At 42.1% G+C, this 20,845-nt stretch carries 21 protein-coding genes and 1 pseudogene; 13 read left to right on the top strand and 9 right to left on the bottom strand.

The features are described 5' to 3' along the window. A pseudogene (locus IQ259_RS23955) lies at window positions 1–196 on the top strand (IS630 family transposase); the annotation flags it as partial. A 2-nt stretch (window positions 197–198) separates the two neighbouring features. Here IQ259_RS23955 and IQ259_RS23950 read toward each other — a convergent pair. After that, on the bottom strand, window positions 199–453 hold the full coding sequence (locus IQ259_RS23950) for a hypothetical protein (protein WP_370568077.1): 255 nt from the start codon (window positions 451–453) through the stop codon (window positions 199–201). Between the two features lie 277 nt (window positions 454–730). Here IQ259_RS23950 and IQ259_RS23945 point away from each other — a divergent pair, with 277 nt between their 5' ends. From IQ259_RS23945 to IQ259_RS23920, 6 genes are all read left to right on the top strand, one after another. Further along, window positions 731–2,854, top strand: a complete 2,124-nt coding sequence (locus IQ259_RS23945; RefSeq protein ID WP_193888518.1) for an acylase — start codon at window positions 731–733, stop codon at window positions 2,852–2,854. Between the two features lie 120 nt (window positions 2,855–2,974). After that, complete coding sequence (locus IQ259_RS23940) at window positions 2,975–4,006, top strand: iron ABC transporter permease (RefSeq protein WP_193888517.1); 1,032 nt, start codon at window positions 2,975–2,977, stop codon at window positions 4,004–4,006. Further along, window positions 4,003–5,043 (top strand): iron ABC transporter permease, encoded by a 1,041-nt coding sequence (locus tag IQ259_RS23935; RefSeq protein ID WP_193888516.1) that lies wholly within the window; start codon window positions 4,003–4,005, stop codon window positions 5,041–5,043. The genes IQ259_RS23940 and IQ259_RS23935 overlap by 4 nt, the downstream gene beginning before the upstream one ends. Before the next feature lie 18 nt (window positions 5,044–5,061). Further along, window positions 5,062–5,868 (top strand): ABC transporter ATP-binding protein, encoded by an 807-nt coding sequence (locus tag IQ259_RS23930; protein ID WP_193888515.1) that lies wholly within the window; start codon window positions 5,062–5,064, stop codon window positions 5,866–5,868. 255 nt (window positions 5,869–6,123) lie between these two features. Further along, on the top strand, window positions 6,124–6,846 hold the full coding sequence (locus tag IQ259_RS23925) for a 16S rRNA (uracil(1498)-N(3))-methyltransferase (RefSeq protein WP_193888514.1): 723 nt from the start codon (window positions 6,124–6,126) through the stop codon (window positions 6,844–6,846). Between the two features lie 54 nt (window positions 6,847–6,900). After that, window positions 6,901–7,992: a tol-pal system YbgF family protein gene (locus tag IQ259_RS23920; RefSeq protein WP_193888519.1), complete on the top strand. Its 1,092-nt coding sequence runs from the start codon at window positions 6,901–6,903 to the stop codon at window positions 7,990–7,992. A 4-nt stretch (window positions 7,993–7,996) separates the two neighbouring features. Here the strand turns inward: IQ259_RS23920 and IQ259_RS23915 are convergent, their stop codons facing one another. Further along, entirely contained in the window at window positions 7,997–8,461 is a 465-nt protein-coding gene (locus tag IQ259_RS23915; protein WP_193888513.1) for a hypothetical protein, read from the bottom strand. Between the two features lie 589 nt (window positions 8,462–9,050). Between IQ259_RS23915 and IQ259_RS23910 the strand changes: the two genes are divergently transcribed. Both IQ259_RS23910 and IQ259_RS23905 read left to right on the top strand, forming a co-directional pair. Continuing rightward, a complete protein-coding gene (locus IQ259_RS23910) occupies window positions 9,051–9,890 on the top strand; it encodes a hypothetical protein (RefSeq protein WP_228014742.1) in 840 nt (279 codons plus the stop codon). A 357-nt stretch (window positions 9,891–10,247) separates the two neighbouring features. After that, window positions 10,248–10,925 carry a triacylglycerol lipase gene (locus IQ259_RS23905; protein ID WP_193888511.1) on the top strand — a complete coding sequence of 226 codons (678 nt, stop codon included), beginning with the start codon at window positions 10,248–10,250 and terminating at the stop codon, window positions 10,923–10,925. On the opposite strand, the gene IQ259_RS23900 is transcribed toward IQ259_RS23905, so the two are convergent. Further along, complete coding sequence (locus IQ259_RS23900; RefSeq protein ID WP_193888510.1) at window positions 10,855–11,286, bottom strand: VOC family protein; 432 nt, start codon at window positions 11,284–11,286, stop codon at window positions 10,855–10,857. The genes IQ259_RS23905 and IQ259_RS23900 overlap by 71 nt on opposite strands. A gap of 337 nt (window positions 11,287–11,623) precedes the next feature. Between IQ259_RS23900 and IQ259_RS23895 the strand changes: the two genes are divergently transcribed. From IQ259_RS23895 to IQ259_RS23885, 3 genes are all read left to right on the top strand, one after another. After that, the gene (locus IQ259_RS23895; protein ID WP_193888509.1) at window positions 11,624–12,421 is read left to right on the top strand and encodes a TIGR00297 family protein; all 798 of its coding nucleotides are present in this window, start codon (window positions 11,624–11,626) and stop codon (window positions 12,419–12,421) included. Window positions 12,422–12,569: 148 nt separating this feature from the next. Further along, entirely contained in the window at window positions 12,570–13,328 is a 759-nt protein-coding gene (locus IQ259_RS23890) for a peptidylprolyl isomerase (RefSeq protein ID WP_193888508.1), read from the top strand. Continuing rightward, complete coding sequence (locus IQ259_RS23885; protein WP_193888507.1) at window positions 13,277–15,976, top strand: peptidase domain-containing ABC transporter; 2,700 nt, start codon at window positions 13,277–13,279, stop codon at window positions 15,974–15,976. The genes IQ259_RS23890 and IQ259_RS23885 overlap by 52 nt, the downstream gene beginning before the upstream one ends. Window positions 15,977–16,044: 68 nt before the next feature. Here the strand turns inward: IQ259_RS23885 and petJ are convergent, their stop codons facing one another. The 6 genes from petJ to IQ259_RS23855 all read right to left on the bottom strand — a co-directional run bounded on the left by petJ (window position 16,045) and on the right by IQ259_RS23855 (window position 19,984). Then, entirely contained in the window at window positions 16,045–16,389 is a 345-nt protein-coding gene (gene petJ, locus IQ259_RS23880) for a cytochrome c6 PetJ (protein ID WP_193888506.1), read from the bottom strand. A gap of 217 nt (window positions 16,390–16,606) precedes the next feature. Continuing rightward, window positions 16,607–17,026, bottom strand: coding sequence for a plastocyanin (gene petE / locus IQ259_RS23875; RefSeq protein WP_193888505.1), 420 nt, complete (start codon window positions 17,024–17,026; stop codon window positions 16,607–16,609). 348 nt (window positions 17,027–17,374) lie between these two features. Continuing rightward, window positions 17,375–17,866, bottom strand: coding sequence for a photosystem II cytochrome c-550 (gene psbV, locus IQ259_RS23870; protein ID WP_193888504.1), 492 nt, complete (start codon window positions 17,864–17,866; stop codon window positions 17,375–17,377). An 8-nt stretch (window positions 17,867–17,874) separates the two neighbouring features. Then, on the bottom strand, window positions 17,875–18,066 hold the full coding sequence (locus tag IQ259_RS23865) for a hypothetical protein (protein ID WP_193888503.1): 192 nt from the start codon (window positions 18,064–18,066) through the stop codon (window positions 17,875–17,877). Window positions 18,067–18,242: 176 nt separating this feature from the next. Beyond that, the gene (locus tag IQ259_RS23860) at window positions 18,243–19,079 is read right to left on the bottom strand and encodes a carbohydrate ABC transporter permease (RefSeq protein ID WP_193888502.1); all 837 of its coding nucleotides are present in this window, start codon (window positions 19,077–19,079) and stop codon (window positions 18,243–18,245) included. Then, a complete protein-coding gene (locus tag IQ259_RS23855; protein WP_193888501.1) occupies window positions 19,076–19,984 on the bottom strand; it encodes a carbohydrate ABC transporter permease in 909 nt (302 codons plus the stop codon). Before IQ259_RS23855 ends, IQ259_RS23860 begins: the two co-directional genes overlap by 4 nt. Before the next feature lie 287 nt (window positions 19,985–20,271). On the opposite strand from IQ259_RS23855, the gene IQ259_RS23850 reads away from it, so the two are divergent. Then, window positions 20,272–20,845: transposase domain-containing protein (locus IQ259_RS23850; protein WP_193888500.1), on the top strand; the 574-nt coding region annotated here is incomplete at its 3' end.

Genomic DNA, 20,845 nt, shown 5'->3' with positions numbered 1-20,845 from the left:
CTTTGCTCCTAACTGCCCATCCCAAAATCCTATAGAAGATATTTGGTTACAAGCAAAAACCTGGGTTAGACGTTTTTGCGCTTTAATTCCAACATTCTCTCATTTAAAGTGGATGTTTGAGTGGTTTCTCCGAAACACTACCTTTGATTTTCTCTCTCTCCAGATGTACGGAGCTTTTTCAGAAATCAAATACTAGTCCTATAGTACAGCACGGGTAAATACACGGCGTATTTCTTCTAAAGATGCTCCTCGATGCCGAAATTTAATTCCTGCAAGGCAAAGTTTTTTCACTCCTCGCTCATGAGCAACAAACATTTTTAAACGCTGGGTTAGCGAAAGTTGCCGTAAGCAAGCAAACAGATATATATCTGCCTCAATGTTTGTATCAGCTGCTTGCGGCTGGTAATTCGATTTTGAACTGATCACTGTAGAAACTAAATCGCTATTTGCCACATTTTATTACCTGCACGTTTTCTAACTTTACTTTGAGGATTCTGGAAATACCTTGACATGGGTTCTATTTTATTTTAGTGTTTATTGCAAATATATCTCAGTTATATAGAGAAAATAGTTTGTCTAGAGGCTAGTAGATGGAAATCAGTAAATTATTTAGGTTTTTGCGATGGCGTAACTGCCCACTGTAGGCGATCGCATTACCCATGACGAGACGAAACATGATCACTCATTGCTGTTTGGCGATCGCCGCCTTTAATCTTTTAGTTTAAATAAAATGTTTTTTACGGCTAAAACTCAGCCTGATAGTCTTTTGGGCTGGCAGAAAAAATCAAAAAGATTTTTACCTTTTCTACTCAGCATCATCTTTACCTTGGTAGTGAGTAGCCAAAGTATTAGCTCTGCACCTAAAAATACGGAAATCCTGTGGGACACCTACGGCATACCTCATATTTACGGTAATAATAGCCAGGGTGCTTTTCAAGCCTTTGGTTGGGCGCAAATGCAAAGTCATGGTAACTTGCTGTTGCGACTCTATGGACAAGCACGGGGACGGGCTGCCGAATATTGGGGAGAGGAATATCTAGATTCAGATAAATGGGTATTGACAATGGGCGTACCTAAACGTGCCAACGCTTGGTATAAAGCCCAAAATCGGGAGTTTCGCAGTTATCTAAATGCCTTTACCAAAGGAATTAATGCTTATGCTAAAGAGCATTCTGATTTAATTGACGATCAAGTAAAAGTAGTCTTACCGATTACACCAGAAGATGTACTCAGCCACCTGCAACGGGTACTGTTGTTTACCTTTATTGTTGATCCGGGAAGGGTGGCAAATATTCACCATACAGAGTCCGCCCCAGGTTCTAACGGTTGGGCGATCGCACCGAAACGAGCAGCCAATAAAAAAGCAATGCTATTGGCTAACCCCCACCTACCTTGGGGAGATTTATTTTTGTGGTACGAAGCTCAAATCACTGCTCCAGGAATTGACGCTTATGGGGCATCATTGGTGGGTATTCCTGTTTTAGCGATCGCCTTTAACGATAATTTAGGTTGGACTCACACCGTTAACACTCACGATGGTTGGGATGCTTACAAACTGAAATTGCAAAAAGACGGCTATCTTTTTGACGGCAAAGTTCGCCCTTTTCAAAACACAACCTTTGTATTGAAGGTGAAGCAAAAAAATGGCTCGTTGCGCGAACAAGTTTTTTCAGTGAACAGTTCTGTTCATGGCCCTGTAGTCAGCGCAAAAGCAGGCCAAGCAGTGGCGCTGCGTGTCGTTGGTCAAGATAGTCCTAATGTCTTAGAACAATGGTGGGATATGGCTAAAGCCAAAAATCTTACCCAATTTCAAAAGGCGCTGCAACGTTTGCAACTCCCCATGTTTACCGTCATGTATGCCGACCGTGAAGGTCATATTATGCACCTGTTCAACGGTTTAGTACCTGTACGCCAAGCAGGAGACTTTGCATACTGGCAAAACATTATCCCTGGTGATACATCTAAAACTTTGTGGACTAAATTTCACCCTTATCAAGATTTACCAAAAGTCATTGACCCCCCCAGTGGTTGGTTGCAAAATGCCAATGACCCACCTTGGACAACTACTTTTCCAGCAGCTATCAAAGCTGAAGATTATCCCCCCTACATGGCTCCACGAGGGCCGATGTACTTCCGGGCGCAGCGTTCTGCCAAGATGTTAGCTGAAGATGACAACATTTCTTTTGAGGAGATGATTGCTTACAAGCATTCCACCCAAATGGAACTGGCAGAAAGGATTCTAGATGATTTGATTCCAGCCGCACAACAGCAAGAGGATAAAATAGCACGTCGCGCCGCCGAAGTCTTGGCAGCGTGGGATCGCAAAGCCGATGCTGATAGCAGAGGCGCTGTACTGTTTAGTTCCTGGGTTGACAATATAGACTTTGATACGGTGTTTAAGACTCCTTGGAGTGAAAAATCCCCACGCACAACACCCGATGGTTTGGCTGATCCTCAAAATGCAGTCAAGACATTAGTAAATGTAGCGACAAAAGTAGAAAAAGCCTATGGAAAACTAGACGTAGCTTGGGGCGATGTCTTTCGGTTGCAATATGGCAAATTGGACTTACCTGCTAATGGTGGTGAGGGAGATAAAGGGATTTTCCGCGTAGTCGATTTCGCCCCAGTTGGTGATGGGCGGTTACGCGCCGTGGCTGGTGATTCTTATGTCGCGGCTGTGGAGTTTTCCCAGCCAATCAAAGCAATGGCTCTCACCAGTTATGGTAATGCCACTCAACCTAATTCACCTCATGTTGGTGATCAACTGCAATTATTTATTCGTCAGCAGTTGCGTCCGATTTGGCGAACCCGACAGGAAATTACAGAGCATTTAGAGGAGCGTAAAGTTTTTTAGAGAGGTAGTGGTTCGACTGCGCTTACCAACCAGACAGGTGGTCGCCGAGTGCAGTCGAGGTGAGGCAGGATTCAGCACTCATAACACAAAAGGTGATGTTTTTTACGCGACACAAAGATAATGGTAAAAGCAACTACAACGTTACCTAGAGGAATCAAAAAATCAGAACTATCACCTTTAGTTGGTCTGCTTGTAGGACTAATTATCCTGCTCATCATCTTGGTGTTCAGCGTGACTTTAGGTGCAGCAGAAATACCTCTAGACAAAATTTTGGCATCTTTTGTAGCCTTTGACGGTTCCTATGAACATTTAGTGATTCAAAGTGTGAGATTACCGCGATCGCTTGTTGGTATCCTTGTAGGGGCAGCCTTGGCAGTTTCTGGAGCGTTAATGCAAGGTTTGACGCGTAACCCTTTAGCAGATCCAGGTATTTTAGGGATTGAATCAGGGGCAGCACTGGCTGTAGTTACAACAATTTTTGTGTTTGGCAGTTCAAGCTTGAGTGTCATAACCGTTGTGGCTTTTTTGGGTGCAGGAGTCACAGCAATTACAGTCTACTTTGTTGGTTCTCTAGGGCGAGGAGGGCCTACGCCACTGAATTTGACAGTAGCAGGTGCAGCACTCACGGCGCTGATTTCTTCTCTAACCACTGCTATCCTCATCGTCAGTCAAAGCACCTTAGAAGAAATTAGATTTTGGTTAGCTGGTTCACTAGCTGGGCGCGATGCCAATATACTTCTGCAAGTATTGCCTTTTGTGATTATTGGATTAGTAGTTGCGTTTGCCCTTGGTAGACAAATTACTACCATGAGTCTTGGTGAAGATGTAGCAAAAGGCTTAGGTCAACAAACAGCCTGGATCAAAATAATTACTGCTATCAGTGTTGTTTTACTAGCGGGAAGTTCCGTTGCCCTTGCAGGGCCAATCGGTTTTATTGGTTTAGTAGTTCCCCACATTGTGAAATTTTTCATCAAAGCTGATTATCGTTGGATTTTGCCTTATTCCGCAGTTATGGGAGCAATTTTAATTTTAATTGCAGATATTGCTGCGCGTTTGTTGCTAAAACCCCAGGAATTACCTGTAGGTGTGATGACAGCACTTGTGGGCGCACCCTTTTTTGTGTATTTGGCTAAATCAAAGGTGAAAAAATGAAGGTTGATTGGTTAGTTATCCGTTCCCAGACGATATCCTTCCGCATCGACCAACGTGTACCATTCATGCTGCTTTGTTTGGCAGCAGTGATTGGAGTGGCAATGGTGATGAATGTAGGCAGAGGTGAATACCCGATCGCACCCTTGGATATTGTCAAAACTATATTAGGTTTAGATACGGGTAACCCAGATCATGCCTTCGTGATTAACACTCTGCGCTTACCCCGTACCCTTGTCGCTTTTATGGTGGGAGTGGCCCTGGCAATTTCTGGCACTATCTTTCAAGGCATCACACGCAACCCTTTGGCTGATCCTGCTTTTATTGGCATCAATTCCGGGGCGAATTTGGTAGCAGTCACAATCATTGTGCTGTTTCCGTCAGCACCAATTTTTGCGTTACCTCTATCAGCCTTTGCTGGTGCTTTGTTGATGGCTGCTTTAATTTACTGGCTGGCTTGGAACAATGGCAGTTCACCTCTTCTATTTATTTTGATGGGTGTGGGATTGTCTGAGATCGCCGTTGCTTTTATTAGCTTATTAATTACCTTTGGCGAAATTTCTAATGTCAGCGACGCTTTGGTATGGTTAGCTGGCAGTGTCTACGGACGCACCTGGGAGCAAGTCTTTTCCTTGTTGCCTTGGTTAATTGTTTTTGTACCAATGGCGTTGATACTAGCAAGACATTTGAATGCCTTGAATTTGGGAGATGATGTTGCCAAAGGTCTAGGTACTCGCGTGGAATGGCAACGTGGTTTACTTGTGCTAGTCGGTGCAGCCTTAGCAGGTGCATCAGTTGCCACCGCCGGCAATATTCGATTTGTTGGGTTAATTGCGCCTCACATAGGAAGACAGTTAGTAGGCCCAAACCATGAAGGGCTAATTCCTACCGCAGCACTTTTGGGGGGAATGATTGTTGTGATGGCAGATTTGTTAGGAAGAATACTGTTTGCACCTATCGAAATTCCTTGTGGGGTGGTGACAGCTGCTATCGGCGCACCTTATTTTCTTTATTTGTTAATTCGTAATCGGAAAAAATAAACTCAGAAAATCTTACTTATGAAAGGATTATCAACCAAAGGTCTGTCTTTAGCTTACGATGGTGCGCCAATTATCCGTGACCTAAATTTGGCAATTCCTACGGGACAAATTAGTGCTTTAGTTGGTGCAAATGGTTGTGGTAAATCAACTTTGTTACGAGGTCTAGCCAGACTCCTCAAACCCTATGGCGGTACAGTCTATCTTGATGGAGAATCTATTTTAAAGCTTTCCACCAAAGAAGTAGCACAGCAATTGGGAATTCTACCTCAAAGTCCAGTCGCACCCGAAGGGCTAACAGTAAGAGATTTAGTCGCACAAGGTCGTTATCCTTATCAAAATTGGTTGCAGCAATGGTCAGCCAAAGATGAAAAAATTGTGCAACAAGCGCTAGAGATTACAGATTTGTTGGCATTGGCAGATAGAGCATTAGATACATTATCTGGTGGACAACGACAACGAGCTTGGATTGCAATGGCACTGGCGCAAGATACAGAGATTTTACTGCTGGATGAACCAACTACTTTTTTAGATTTGGCACATCAGATAGAAGTTTTAGATTTGTTATATGATTTGAACCAAACTCAGGGAAGAACTATTGTCATGGTGCTGCATGATTTAAATCAGGCTTGTCGTTATGGAGATTATCTGATTACGGTCAAAGAAGGTCGAATTTTTACCGCCGGAGAACCAAAGCAGGTAATGACTGAGGAAATGGTACAAGAGGTTTTTGGGTTAGAGTGTCGTGTTGTTCCTGACCCAGTTGTAGGAACACCGATGTGTGTTCCTATAGGACGCAAGGGTAGAGTCAATATCCTTCATAATTAAGCGTTGATTCATCCTCATCAACCAAAGTCTTGAGGTTCATCACCAATAACCCGACATCAGCCTGGCACTAAGTAGGTCAATGTTAAAAATTGTCGTTATGACAAGGCAGGAGGCAGAGGGCAGAAGGGAAGAGGTTTTTAAGCTACTTTCCGTTACATAGTTCGGTTTATTTGCACCTTTCTACTTACCGCTAATTTATGTGATTGTATAGTTTTTAAATGCAGATGCACGCAAAATCCTGAATTCTCACATAGCATGACTCAACGACAACGAATTGCGATCGCTCCTTCTCAACTGCAACAATCACAAATTCTACTTACACCTCAGCAACTACATTATCTCGGACGTGTTTTGCGTTTGCGTGATGGCGATCGCTTTATTGCTATGGATGGTTTAGGTAAATGGTGGTTGGCGCAGTTAACAGGAGAACAAGCTCAGATTTTAGAAACACTTTCTGTAGAGACAGAATTACCAGTCACAATTACCCTGATGGTAGCGTTACCTAAAGGTAATGGGTTTGATGAAGTGGTGCGCTGCTGTACCGAATTGGGTGTAACTTGTATTGTTCCGGTAATCAGCGATCGCACTCTCCTCAATCCCAGCCTTCAAAAACTCGAACGTTGGCGACGCATCGCTGCTGAAGCCGCTGAACAATCGGAACGAGCTTTTGTCCCCACAATTTTAGAACCAGTTGCTTTTAATACTGCTTTGTTATCAACAGCGAGTCCACAGAAATACATTTGTGAAGGACGCGGGAATTATCCCCATTTCAGCAATTGCTTACCCAACAAAGAACAAATCACAAATGACCAAGGACTAATTATTGCTACAGGCCCCGAAGGCGGATGGACGGAGAAAGAAATTGAAAATGCGATCGCTGCTAATTTCCAACCCGTATCTCTTGGTCGTCGTATTCTCCGTGCTGTCACCGCACCAATTGTTGCTTTATCCTTAGTTACCGCAGCGTGTGAAGTATAAATGATATATCGCGTATCTAAAAAATACAACGCGGGGATACAGGGAGAAGGGATGATGATTGAGCAGGTTGCGATCGCTTTTGAACGTAAAGATTATCACACGGCTGCCAAATTACTCCAACAGTTGTCAAAAGAATCACCACATAATCCTTGGGTGCAATTTTATGTTGCCAGACTTTACGAAGTATCTCATAAACAACAGGACGCAGAAAAAATCTATCGCCAGTTGTTGCGGAGTACAACCAATGCCAAAATAGTTACCCAAGCACGTCAAGGTTTACAACGCCTCAAAGAAGTTGAACAAGAAGAAAGACAACGAGCCATTGCTAAAGCCACAGCCGAACCTAGCAGTAGTGAGCCAGGGGTACTCGTTTTAGAACCTCTGAATAATGAACAAAAAGCTACAGTTGCAGCTAAATTTGCTCAAATTATGCAGCTAGACTCTTACACAGCTAGATTAGTACTACCCAGCCGCAGTTGGAGATTATATCGCTCTGGACAAGTGGGAGAATTAAAATTTTATGGCGAACAGCTACAGCAAGCAGGAATTCCTTGTTTTTGGGTGACAATAGCCGCAATTCAACAAATACAAGTTTTTCAAGTTGAATATTTTTCTGAATCTGGCTCACAAACAACTGTAGTTTGTCGCAACCAAAGCAATCAACTTGGTTCTCTAAGCTTTAATTGGTCAGAAGTCCAAGGACGAGTAGTGGGACTTTTGCCGATTTTTGAAGAAGTTGTAGATGTTGATGCTCGTCGTAAGTTGGAACGTAAAACCCAAACGCAAGACTATACCCAGTTTTGTGACCTACAAATTCCTGGACGACGCTGCATTCTGCGACTATCTGATCATGGTTATGAGTTTCAAAAAGGTGTAGAAATAGCTGCCCAAGCCAGCCAAAATACTATCAGAATTAACTGGAATCAAGTACTCAACTGGCTAGAACAGCACCTGCCACAAGTGAAGCTTTGGTCAGATTTTACACCTTTTGCGGAGACGATTTTGGATCAAACAGAAATGTTAAGTAACATTACACCCCATATAAATTTGTTTCGCCGAGAACAAAGCAATTGGGATGCTGCCTTTCATTTGTACAGCGGATTGGTATTTAGTAGATGCTTGGCGATCGCTAACAATGAAAATTGAATCACTACGCCTGATTAGGAGTCTTGACTTGATTTGCCATGTCTAAAAAGGAACTCATATTTGCACCAGGACGGCGACGACCATTAGAAGTAGACGCAGAAGGAGCTAGATATTTAGGTGCAAATGTAGTTTCAATTGGTTCTTTTTTAGTAGCTACTGCTGCTGCGGGAGCTTTTGCGGGTTCAGTTGGCGCAACTTTGCCATTATTTGATGCTTTAGCCGCAGGTGCAGGTTTTTTCGCAGGTTCCGCTACAGGCGCGGCTTTTAACTCAGGCTCAGGTGCTTTTGCTGTTGCTTTTGTACCGTTGGAAGTTGCTGCTGGTTTAGCTGCTGGTTTCTGTGCTGGAGTTGGTTCAGCAGCACTCTCATCCAATTGTAAATAGTAGCCACCGTCTTTTTTCTTCCCAGGTAATAGCCCCGTAATGAAGCCTAGAATACCAGTGATTAATTTTTTGATAAAACCGAACATTAGAACTTCTCCTGCCTTCTATAAATCTGTTAATTTGACCGTAATGTTAAAAATTGCAGCGTTATGCTACATTTTTTTGCGTCGTATTATTGCTGTGACTAGCTTTATAGGTTAGTGCTTAAGCAACACTTGAGTAAGACTACAGAGCAAATGTCTTTGATTTTACAGGCACTTGCAGCCTGCATACATCAAGACCAATTATTAAATTTTACCGTAACTATAAGCAAGATTATGAAAGGTTGCTTAATAAAAATTAACATCTTTACGGAATTTAACTGAAGGATTCTGACAACTGACTTCTAATTTTTTTAGGTAGTTTTTTCAAGTAAAAATATTTATAATTTTTTATACCAATGTAAGTTGTAACGGTATGTAGAGTTTTACATCTGATGATTTTCAAAGTCAAACCTGGATATTTCAAGATTTTTACCAGTGAAAAACCGATGATTTGCGGTGTAGACAAAACAAAAAAGGTATACTATGCGACATCGATAAATAAGATGAATGTAGCTTAACTATGGTTAAAATTAGCAGAACCACTGGCTCTCTCTGTTTCTGCACATCGGCCTTTGGTGCAAAATACAATCTTATGGCAAAACTTCTTGCACAAGATTTGGAGCAATTTGCTCCTGGCTATCCCTTTATTATTTATAGTGATAGACCTCATCTGTTTAAAAACAATCTTAATGTACTAGCAGTCAAGCATTCATGCCGAGGAGTACTGCCTTATCACGAGAGAAGATTTGCAATTTGGCAGGCTCTTTCTATATCTTCCTCAGTAATGTATTTAGATGCAGATGTAAGAATTTGTGCCTCAGTTCCTGAAACTTTAGACTTCCTTCCTGGCTTAACTGCGCGTAGCTGTGGAAATTTACAGAAACACATTCAAGAACAGTTCACGAGAAATCCTAACTCACCTAAGCTTCAACATAAAAAATATGTTCTTGAAAGAATGGCTAACCAAATAGGTATTGATATTGATTCCCCAGAATTAAAATTTATCAACGAGTTTTTATTTGTAGTAAATGCCCATGAGGGACGCGAACTGGAATTTTTAAAGATTTGGGGCGAATTGGCAATTTATGCTGATACGTTGGGAATGCATAAGCACCCAACTTATGCAATGGCTTTAGCAGCAGTTAAGAGTAAATTCCCAATTCATCAGAGTGAGATGAATGGCTTAGATTTCTTTGATGATAGAATTGAAAAAGTTAGGCTCAGTAAAGGTCAGTCTACTCCAGGAGCTAAGGCACAATACTTCCATCAGCAAAATATTATTGAAAAAGTAGACCATAACCTTTTTCAAAGCATTTCAAGACTAGTTAATAATAAATCTTCGCTTCTATACAATCGCACCCGCGTTCAATTAGTTTCTAAAATGTTTCCCTCAGTTCTTGTAGATTACCCTGAATTGAAGTCTAACCACTAGTACCGCAAGGCGGAAGTTAAAAGTCAAGGCTTCAGCTTCGTTCAGCCTTGATCCTGAGCGCAGTCGTACCCCTGGGGGGAAGCAAGCGTTCGACTGAGTTCACGCCGAAGTCTACGCGTAGCGTCCCGTAGGGAAGGGTCAAAATCATAAAGCTTATAGAATAGACTTTATGTATCTCAGTTATAAGTACCCAAGCAAAATTAATTGTATATATTGATTGAAAACAAGAATGTCTGTATTCCTTACCTGTTCCCTGTTCCCTGTTCCCTCTCCTAACTATAAAATTTATTTTGCACGACTACTTAGTAACGTGACCCAGCTAAATTTTTGACAGACTAATCCAGACAAATTTAGGGAATGAACACCACAAATCAACACTACAACCCTGTCCTATTAGTACATGGTATTGGAGATACAGAAGCGGTATTCCGCAAAATGAGAAATTATTTACAAGACAAGGGTTGGTCTGTATATGCCTTAAATTTAGTACCCAATAATGGCAATGTTGGTCTTGATGTATTGGCACAGCAAGTGGCTGATTATATTGCTGCTACCTTTGAGCTAGAGCAGACACTGGATATAGTAGGTTTCAGCATGGGAGGAATTGTCAGTCGTTACTATGTGCAGCGACTGGGAGGAATCGACCTCGTGCAAAGGTTGATTACCATCTCATCACCCCATCATGGAACTTATGTTGCCTATGGTTCTTGGCGGCCTGGTTGTGAACAAATGCGTACTCACAGTAATTTTCTCAAAGACTTAAATTCTGATGCTGTGACCTTAAAGGATCTGAACTTTACATCAATTTGGACACCTTATGATTTAATGATTGTCCCAGCGAACAGTTCACAAATGCCCGTAGGTACACAAGTTATTATCCCAGTAGCATCACATCCTTGGATGTTAACCGATTCTAGGAGTTTAGCAGCAGTAGCCAGAGCCTTAGCCGAACCGATGAGGACGATTAAGCGCGATCGCCAATTTGGGTATACTCATAATTACCAAAAATCGCCTCTGGATAACGATAATATTTAAATTCCAGCAAATTGTAAAAAGGATCTTCTAAAAAGAAAGTCCGATGCTCTAAAGGAGAACCCACAAAGCGGTTTTTGGCTTCTTCCCGAAATAAAAGTTTTTGCTTTTGTGCTTGATTTAACAAGTTTTCCCAGTCATTTTCCTGGGTAAAGATTAGCCCAAAGTGTCTAGGATAAATAGTGCGCTGTCGTGTCAAAGATTCCTTGGTAACGTGTGCTACCAGTTGATGACCGTAAAGATTGAGGATTAGCGCTTGAGGGTTCTCGCGTCCAGGAATGCAGCCCAAACCATTGACATAATAGGCTTTTGTCTGTTGGATGTCACTTACAGGGAAAGCGAGATGAAATATAGGTTGAGTCATAACTTGTGTGTGTTGAAGAGATTTGTAGTTGCTATCTACAATTTATGCCCAGAAAACCAATTTGTGGTTAAGTGCAACACAGTTTTATCTTGTGGTCGCTTATATGCTGATAGCGATTATCCTGATTACATCTAGAACTGTATTACCCTGGCTTCTGACTTGTTGTAGCTCAACAAAATTTATTCTTTGTCTTGCCTGTTTTTTCTCTCACTACTAGTAAAAGTAATAGAATCTATCCACTTCTGGAATTAGATAATGATAGAAAACACCTAGGGTCTAAAATTGGTTATTCTGTTGATATGCTGGCAATGACAACACTACTTGTGATTCACTGCTAATGTTACCTGCAATTGACTCTGCAAATCCTTGGTTAGTGGGAGTAGGATTAAACGCAATTTTATTGAGTTTAGTTTGGATTGCTCCCAAAAAATTACTCACGCCATCTGGGTTATTCCACGCCTGGATACTGGGCGTAATAATTTGGGGAACTTTAGGTTGGCAGGGATATCTAGTCGTCGTGTTTTATTTCCTGGTAGGTTCAGGGGTGACGCGCATCGGTATGGCAGAGAAAGAAGCCGAAGGCATAGCCGAGAAGCGTTCTGGTGCAAGAGGCCCGGAAAATGTTTGGGGTTCAGCCTTAACAGCCGCCTTATGTGCTTTGGGTGTAGGGGTAATAAATTCAGGATTGATGCAATTTAATTTCCCATCACTAGTTCCCAATCCTCTATCTTTGCTGATGCTGGGCTATGTAGCGAGTTTTAGTACTAAGCTATCTGATACATCTGCTAGTGAAGTGGGGAAAGCCTATGGTAAAAGGACTTTTTTGATTACCACACTGCAACCCGTACCTCGCGGTACAGAAGGCGCAGTCAGCTTAGAAGGAACTTTAGCGGGTGTGGTGGCATCGATCGCAATCGCCTGCGTTGCTTGGGCGGTGGGATTGATAGACTTACTCGGTATATTGTGGTGTGTCTTAGCAGCTTTCATTGCGACAAATTTAGAAAGTGTCATTGGAGCCACACTGCAAACTAAATATACTTGGCTGACGAATGAAATAGTCAATATTTTAAATACATTAATCGGCGCAATCGCCGCCATAGTGTTTGCTTGGTTGTGGACAGTGGCGATCGCTTAATTATCTCCTGAAATTTAAAAATATTTTCCGGCAACACATTTGGAGTGTAGTTGCTGTAATTTCCTATGCTGACTAAGGTTAAGTCATCCTGCGCCAGTTAACGTCTCTCTGAATTATGAAATTTTAGCCGTCGTTCTTACGTTATTTCATGGAATCTTTATCATTTCTGTCAATAAATGATCATCCACTATCAATAGAAGAAGCAGTAAAATATCTGCAAGCTTCTGGCAAATTATCGCAGTTCATTGGCGATATTCTCCGCCAGTACGTGATTGAGCAAGAAATCAAAACTAGAGATGATTTAGATATCAATCCAGCTTTCATAGAACAAGCAGTTATCGACTTTCGTTTAAAAAATCAACTAACTCAACCGCAAATTTTTCAAGAGTGGTTACAGACAAATGGCACAGATTATCAAGCATTTCATTCATCAATTACCTTGGGATTCAAATTAGAAAAACTCAAAACAGTACTTACACAAACCAGCATTCCTGAATACTTTATTGAGAAAAAAATTTTTCTAGATCGCATCGTCATCTCTCGCATTATTGTTGACAACCAAGAACTTTGTGAAGAACTCAGAACTCAAATCGAAGAAGGAGGCAGCTTTGAACAACTAGCCAAAGAATATTCCCTAACAGACGATCGCATAATGAACGGCATGATGGGAGCAATCAGCCGCGGCACTATGCCAGACACATTGCGGGCAGCTATTGATGTCGCCAGTCTTGGACAATTGGTAGGGCCAATAGAACTAGACGGACGTTATGGTTTGTTTCGAGTAGAACAATTTCTGCCAGCGTCTTTAGAAGATACTCAACTACAACAAGCACTACAAAATGAGTTATTTGAAAAATGGCTAGCAGAGAAAATTCAAACGCTAACAGTGAAATTACAAATGGGTTAACACCTCTGGATAACGAATCTTTAGAAATTAATGTCTTAGCAGAAGTACCTTGGAATCAAGCGCCTTTATGCTGGCTAAGTAGCGAACAACAAGCCAGACTGCATAATCAGTTGACCATCCAGCGCTATCAACTAGGAGAAAAAATCTGGTCAACGCAAAAACGTGGCTACCAATACTACATAGTCTCCGGGAAAGTCAGACTCAGACAAGAACAAGATAGCAAAGCCCTAGCAGCCCTCCAAAGCGGAGATTGGTTCGGCGACCTCTATAAAATGGCAATAGACTGCAAAGCCGTAGCCGCCAGCAAAGAAGTCATTGTCGTCTGTTGGGACAGCGCCTTGTGGTCAGAATTTAGCACCCCAGAAATTGAGCAATTCTTCTCAGGTTCAACCGCAACAGAACCAGAAGCAACTCAGAAAATAGACAGTTATCTTCCTCCCAGCACTCCACAACCACCAACTATCACCCCAGAAGTCCAACAACGAACTGTCCAAGAATTACTCAACCGCACCCCAGACTCATCAAACTATCCCTTAATTGCCAGTGCTAACACCGCCGCAGCTTGCCTGACAATGGTTGCTCAACAACTAGACAACGCCGTACAACTCGAATGGGTACAACGGCAGCTGCGCGGACAAAACCCCAAACAAATCGTCGAAACTGCCGAAAAACTTGGACTAGTATTGCGGCGACTCCAAGTAAGTTGGGCAGAACTACCAAAGCTCTCATTTCCCGCCCTACTGTTATGGCAAAGCGAAAATCAACCCCAGGCCAGTTGGGTAGTCGCCTACGCCCTCAAAGGTTCACGCCTAATTATTGCCAATCCCTTACATCCAGGGCAAATATGCGAAAGTCTACCACAATCAGTCGTTGAAGCTGCCTGGGATGGACAACTTTGGCAAGTAGAACTAATTAATAAACAAGAGAAGTTTAACCTCAGTTGGTTTATCCCCGCCGTCTGGAAATACAAAGGATTATTAGGAGAAGTCCTCCTAGCCTCCTTAACATTACAACTATTTGGCTTAGGCACACCCCTGATTACCCAAGTCATCATCGATAAGGTGATGGTGCAAGAAAGCTTGCCCACCCTCGATGTCATGGCGATCGCCTTGTTATTAATTGCTTGCTTCGAGGCTGTACTTGGTACTTTGCGCCTATTCATCTTTACCCATACAGCTAAACGCTTAGATTTAAGCTTATCGGCACAGCTATTTCGTCATCTGATGCGTTTGCCTTTAGCTTATTTTGAATCGCGGCGGGTGGGTGATACCGTCGCCCGCGTCCAAGAACTTGAACAAATCCGGCAATTTCTCACAGGTACAGCCTTAACAGTCATCCTAGACAGCATCTTTGCCGTTGTCTATCTGGCATTGATGTTTTACTACAATATCCCTTTAACTTTTGTGGCCTTGGCTGTGTTGCCGTTGTTTGCGACTTTAACCATTGTTGCTACACCAATTTTACGCAACTGGCTCAACGAAACTTTTAACCGCAGTGCCGACAGTCAATCATTTTTGGTAGAGACAATTACAGGCATTCACTCCGTTAAAGCCCATGCAGCTGAACCAGTAGCCAGCGATCGCTGGGAAGGCTTATTTGCCCGATTTATCCGCACTGGTTTCAAAGCATCAACTACATCTAATATTAGTAGTAATATTGGTGACTTTCTCACAAATTTTTCTACCTTACTAATTTTGTGGGTGGGTGCAAAGTTTGTGATTGAGAGAGAGATTACTATTGGGCAGTTGGTAGCTTTTCAGATGCTATCTGGTCGGGTGACAGAACCACTGTTGCGTTTAGTACAATTGTGGCAAAATCTGCAACAAGTGTTGTTGTCAGTAGATAGAATTGGTGATATTCTCAACACCGCCCCAGAAGCAGAACCCGGTACAGGATTGGTGTTACCAACATTAAAAGGGCAAGTGAGTTTTGAGCAGGTGTTTTTCCGTTACCAAGCCCATACTGAACCAGTGTTACGCGGCATTTCCTTTGATGTGCAACCAGGACAGTTTGTGGGCATAGTCGGACGTAGTGGTTCAGGTAAAAGTACCCTGTCAAAGTTGTTACAACGTTTATATCAAATTGAGTCGGGACGGATTTTAATTGATGGTTTTGATATTAAGAGTGCGGATTTAGCATCATTGCGGCAACAAATTGGGGTGGTGTTGCAAGAGGACTTTTTGTTTAATGGTTCGATATTAGAAAATATTACCTTGGGCAACCCGAATATTACTGCTGAACAGGTGGTAGAGGCGGCGAGGTTAGCTGTCGCCCATGATTTTATCAGTCAACTGCCCTATGGTTATGAGACGAATGTTGGGGAGCGAGGTACGGCTTTGTCAGGGGGACAGCGACAACGCATTGCTTTAGCACGGTTGTTTTTATCGGAGGCTCCGATTTTAATTTTAGATGAAGCGACAAGTGCGTTGGATAGTGAAACAGAACAACAAGTGCTGCAAAATCTACAACGAGTTTCGGCGAATCGCACAGTGTTTTTGATTGCTCACCGCTTTGCACCACTCAAGCGTGCTGATTTGATTGTGGTGATGGAGAAAGGCGTGATTGCTGAACGCGGTACTCACACTCAGCTTTTACAGCAGAAGGGTTTGTATTGGTCTCTTTATCAGCGTCAACAGGCGAATGTTTAGTAACAATTTTTTGACACTTTACCAGATGTAGAGACCTTTGATTGCGATCGCATTATACCAGGATTTTTCTACCATCCCTGTTCTGCTTTTTGAAAAACGTAAGCAGCTACATCCAAAATCTCTTCAGAACTCAACTTACTTTTGAAGGCAGGCATGGCATTTTTCCCATTCTGCACCTGATGAATAATTGCCTGAATGGAGTCTTGATTATAATCTGCCAAGTATTTTGATAAGGCTTCCTTATTTAAGGTTTTCTCGGCTACGAGGATGTTACCACCACCTATATGGCAAGAAGAGCAATTGGCGCTGAAGATTTTAGCGCCATTGGATGTTTCGGCTGCTAGTGCTGGATAAGTAAATGTTAAATTGCATAGCGCGATCGCCAAAATATATATTAACCAAAATATCCTCAAATTATTCTCCTCTTCCACAGACTCCAGCGACTTTGAATAAAATCAGCGGTAACGAGTTCATCCCCTCCATCGCTATGCGCTCTTAAGCATTCTGGGCGGAAATAAGACTCGTCACCGCTATTAGTTGATTTTTTGTATGCGCCGAAGTTTGGCGTTGTTCAGTTTGTGAGTTTTACTGAAGAATCTAGAACATGATCTAGTACTAACAGTGCTATTTTTAGTTTTCAACAACTATTTTACCAACCATGCCAGCACCACGGTGGGGTTCACAATAGAAGGTATATTCACCAGCAGGTGCATCTGCGGGGAAGGTGGTTGTTTGTTTTTGTCCAGGATTCATTAACAACTGTTTGTGAGACAGGGTTTTAGCTAAATCTGCACTCTTCGCAGGGTTGAGAGCAGAGTCAAATACAACGTTATGAGGAGGAACTTTGTTGTTTACCCACTCAATTGTATCGCCGGGTTTGATTGATAACTTTTTGGGTTCAAATGCCAGCATTCCTTTATCGCTACCCAGCTTTATTTGGTAGGTTTCAGCCGCAGCGTCAGGGGTAAAAACAGCAAAGCTGCTTACAACTAAAAGAATTGTCAAAACAGCTAAACTTAAGCGTCGCAAGCTTGCCGCAATTAATTTCATGGCTTTCTCCTAACAGGTGGTTTTTATTTTCCTTTTTTTATTTTAAATAAAATCAACACCAAAGTTTGACAATCTGTCGTAGATCCAATTTTTTTTATTAATGGGCTGGTAAATTAGGAGCTATGAGTTTTGCAATCAGCAATTATTACTAGACTGTATTGCACCAAAAAGTTTATGGGTAAAGTTCCAGGAAACTTAACAGTAAATCTTGCTGACTAAAAAATATAGGGATTAGGGACTGTGAAGTATTAAAGCTGAAGGCTGAAAGCTCAAAAGTCAAATTTCATACTTTTCTCTTCCCAGTACCCAATCCCTCAAGATTTAGCAATCAGTACTTAAGACTCAGCTTTAGTAATGTATCTTGCCGCCGCCCCATTTAACACCGACAACTTTTGGTTGTAGAAGGATATGACCAGCGATCGCTACCAAATCATCTTCGGTCAAATTACGCATCTCTGTGAAAATATCTTCACTCTTGAGGCTGGGGTGCAATTCTGAAATTTCCTCTTCCCCATCATAAGTAGTAGGATTTTTCATGTAGTCCACCAAACCTTCAATACTGTTACGGTTGGGTGTTGCCAATGCTAGAGCTTCTGGTTCTAGTCCTACGTTTTGGTTGGTTTTGGTAACGCCACCAACGTGACATTGGGCGCAAGCATATTGAAACAAGCGTTTGCCTTCTTTAACTTGTTTTAAACTGAGAACAATGGTATCACCCTGATTATTTAATGGTACTGTCCGGATAGCTTCGTCCAGTTCCACAGCTGTAGCACTACCGATCATCAACTGAAATGTCAGCAACATAGTAGCTACAACAACGCCAATTACTCTTCTAAACATGTTTCCCCTTAAAAATTTTGACGCTCAACACAGCTAAATAATGCGATACTCAATCTCTGTGTCGTTGCATCTGCTAACGCCCGACGAGACATTCTGTATCTATAGGCTATTCTTTGTCGGTTCCACAGAGAAAACACTTTTTCTACAGTCACACTGTAGTCTGTTGCTATCTCTGCGATCGGTAGAGCTGCAAAACCCATAATTTTTGTTAACTGACAAATAGAGATTGAGTCGCTGTAATACCAATATCATGTTAGGAGTGCAATTTGTTGCCCAAAATCAGGAAGGTGAGTACTGAGGATCGTGGATAAGGAAGAGGCAGGGGAGCAGGGAGCAGTGGGAAAGTAAGCAATAACAAAGGACAAATGATCATTGACTATCCTTTTCCGCCTGTAAAGGTAGCACTTTGGATAAAGTAGCGGTTAAAAAAAGCATATATACCTAAAGCCGGTAGGGTAAAAACCATAGAAGCTGCCATAATATAGTTCCAGTAGCTGATGTATAAACCTTTGAAAGTGTTCAAGCCCAAGGGTAAAGTGAACATTTCAGGATCAAACAAGATGACTACAGGTAGTAAGAAATTATTCCAACTACCCATGAAGACAAAAATTGCTTGGGCTGCTAGTGCTGGTTTTGCTAAAGGCAATACAATGTGCCGGAATATGCCAAAAGTATTTAAACCATCTAGTTGGGCGGCTTCTTCTAGTTCTTTGGGAAAATTAACAAAAAATTGCCGCATCATGAAGATAAAAGTAGCATTAACCATGCTAGGCACAATCATGCCTTGATAAGAATTCAGCCACCCGATCGCCTTTAAAATTAAAAATGTTGGAATTAAGGTAATTTGGGCTGGCACTGCTAAAACTGCCAAAATCAAGAAAAACCAGAAATTTTTTCCCACAAAGCGCAGTCTAGCCAAGGCATAACCCGCCATTGAGTTAAATATTAAGTTTAATAGAGTCACACTGACGGCAATAATTACACTGTTAAACAGCCAGCGCCAAAATAGCGGTTCTTGTAAAAAAATTTGCTTGTAATTATCGAGAGTAAAGTTTTTAGGGATGAAATTGGTTTCACCATTGACAATCTCTGATAATGGTTTAAACGATGCCGACAATGCCCATAAAAAGGGTATTAAAGTGATCACTGCATAAAATGTCAGCAGCACGTATAGCAGAACTTTCAGCCAGGGAATACGAAAAACTGTAGTCACATCTTTGCGCCTCCAAATAACCGCCGTTGAACCAAAGTCATTGTGATAATAACCGCTGCCAACAAAAATGCGATCGCAGCAGCATAACCCATCTGTAAATTGCGAAATACAGATTGGTAAATCAGTAACACCAAGGTTAGAGTCGCGTTATTCGGCCCGCCAGTCCCACCAGAGAAAATATAAGACTGGTCAAACAGTTGAAAAGTCCCAATTATCCCAATAGCTACTACAAAAAAAGTTACAGGACTGAGCAAAGGAATAGTAATATAAATAAACTGCTGCCAATCATTTGCCCCATCCAGTTCTGCCGCTTCATACAACTTCTGCGAGATATCCTGCAACGCCGCCAAATATATCACCATAAAAAACGGTGCAGTTGACCAAATATTCATAATCATGATGCCTTTGAGTGCCACAGCCGGATCACCTAACCAGTTATAAGTAGGTAAACCCACAAAAGCCAGAACATTGTTGAGTAGTCCATCAGTGTTATAAATCCACATAAAAATGAGCGTCAGCACTGCGGAAGAAGTCACCGTGGGTAAAAAGTAGAGAATGCGCCACCAGTTCTTTCCCCGAATTCCAGAATTTAAAGTTACTGCCAGCACTAAAGCCAAGACAGTTTGAAATGGCACTACAATGGCGACATATTCTGCTGTATTTTTCAAGGCAATCCATACTCGTTCATCATCAACCAAGCGGTTAAAATTGCGCCAGCCGATGAATTCATACTCAATTCCGCCGAGAAGTTGAACTTTGTGCAATGAAAGGAAAACGGCGTAGAGAATTGGCAACATAACAAAAATTCCTAAAACCAGAATGGTAGGTGCTAGGAACAGATACCCAGCCAGATTTTCTGCCAGATTCCATCTGCTGTTTCTCTGTCGCTTGCTAATTTGCAACACAACTTCACCTCCATTTCATGCGACACAATCTAGTTGAAGCGATCTGATTGCAGTCACAATGCACCATTTCATCTATGATGTTAGCTAATTCTGCGCTAACTTGAGCGCGATCGCAGGGTGCATCCCAGTTTTTATTCCTCAGTAAAACAATAATCTTGTCATTGCGTACCCCTGCGGGGAAGCAATGACGGGCTAAAAAAGTGGGATGCTCCCCAATACTTCTCGGTTAAGAACAAAAGCAAGGTAAAGTGATAATTGTTCACCAAGAAGTGTGATGGAAAAAACTGGTGTTGCTAAAAGATTTCTCCTTGATCACGCCAACGCTAGAAGCAGAGTTAATAATCAAAGCGATAGAAACAGTGATTTCTCCGTCTGTAATTAGACAAACTCTACTAGAGACAGGCAGTTGTGAAGAGCGAACGCGGAAATTGCCATCTGGGTTGGTAGTGTGTCTAGTCATAGCGATGAATTTATGGTCATCAGATGCAATGGGGGACGTACTGAAAAATCTGGTGAATGGACTAAGTAGAGAGTGGACGCGATTAGGGCAGTATTGGAAAGTACCAAGTAGTTCTTCCATCAGTGAAGCAAGACAGAGGTTGGGATGTTGGGCAATGAGTCGACTGTTCCACAAGATAGTCAGACCATTAGCAACAGCGCAGACTCCAGGGGCATTTTTAGGAGGACTACGAGTAATGGCAGTAGACGGTACGGTGTTGGATGTCCCAGATAGTGCGGCTAATGCCAAGGTGTTTGGATATCCAGGTAGTAGAAAAGGGACTAGAGCAGCATTTCCCAAAGTACGTTTAGTATTGCTAATTGAGGCAGGAACGCATTTAATTGTTGATGCCTTAATATGTC

Origin of the sequence: Fortiea sp. LEGE XX443 (genome assembly GCF_015206815.1) — a bacterium.
GTDB lineage: Bacteria > Cyanobacteriota > Cyanobacteriia > Cyanobacteriales > Nostocaceae > Nostoc_B.
This window is presented reverse-complemented; position numbering and strand designations above follow the sequence as displayed.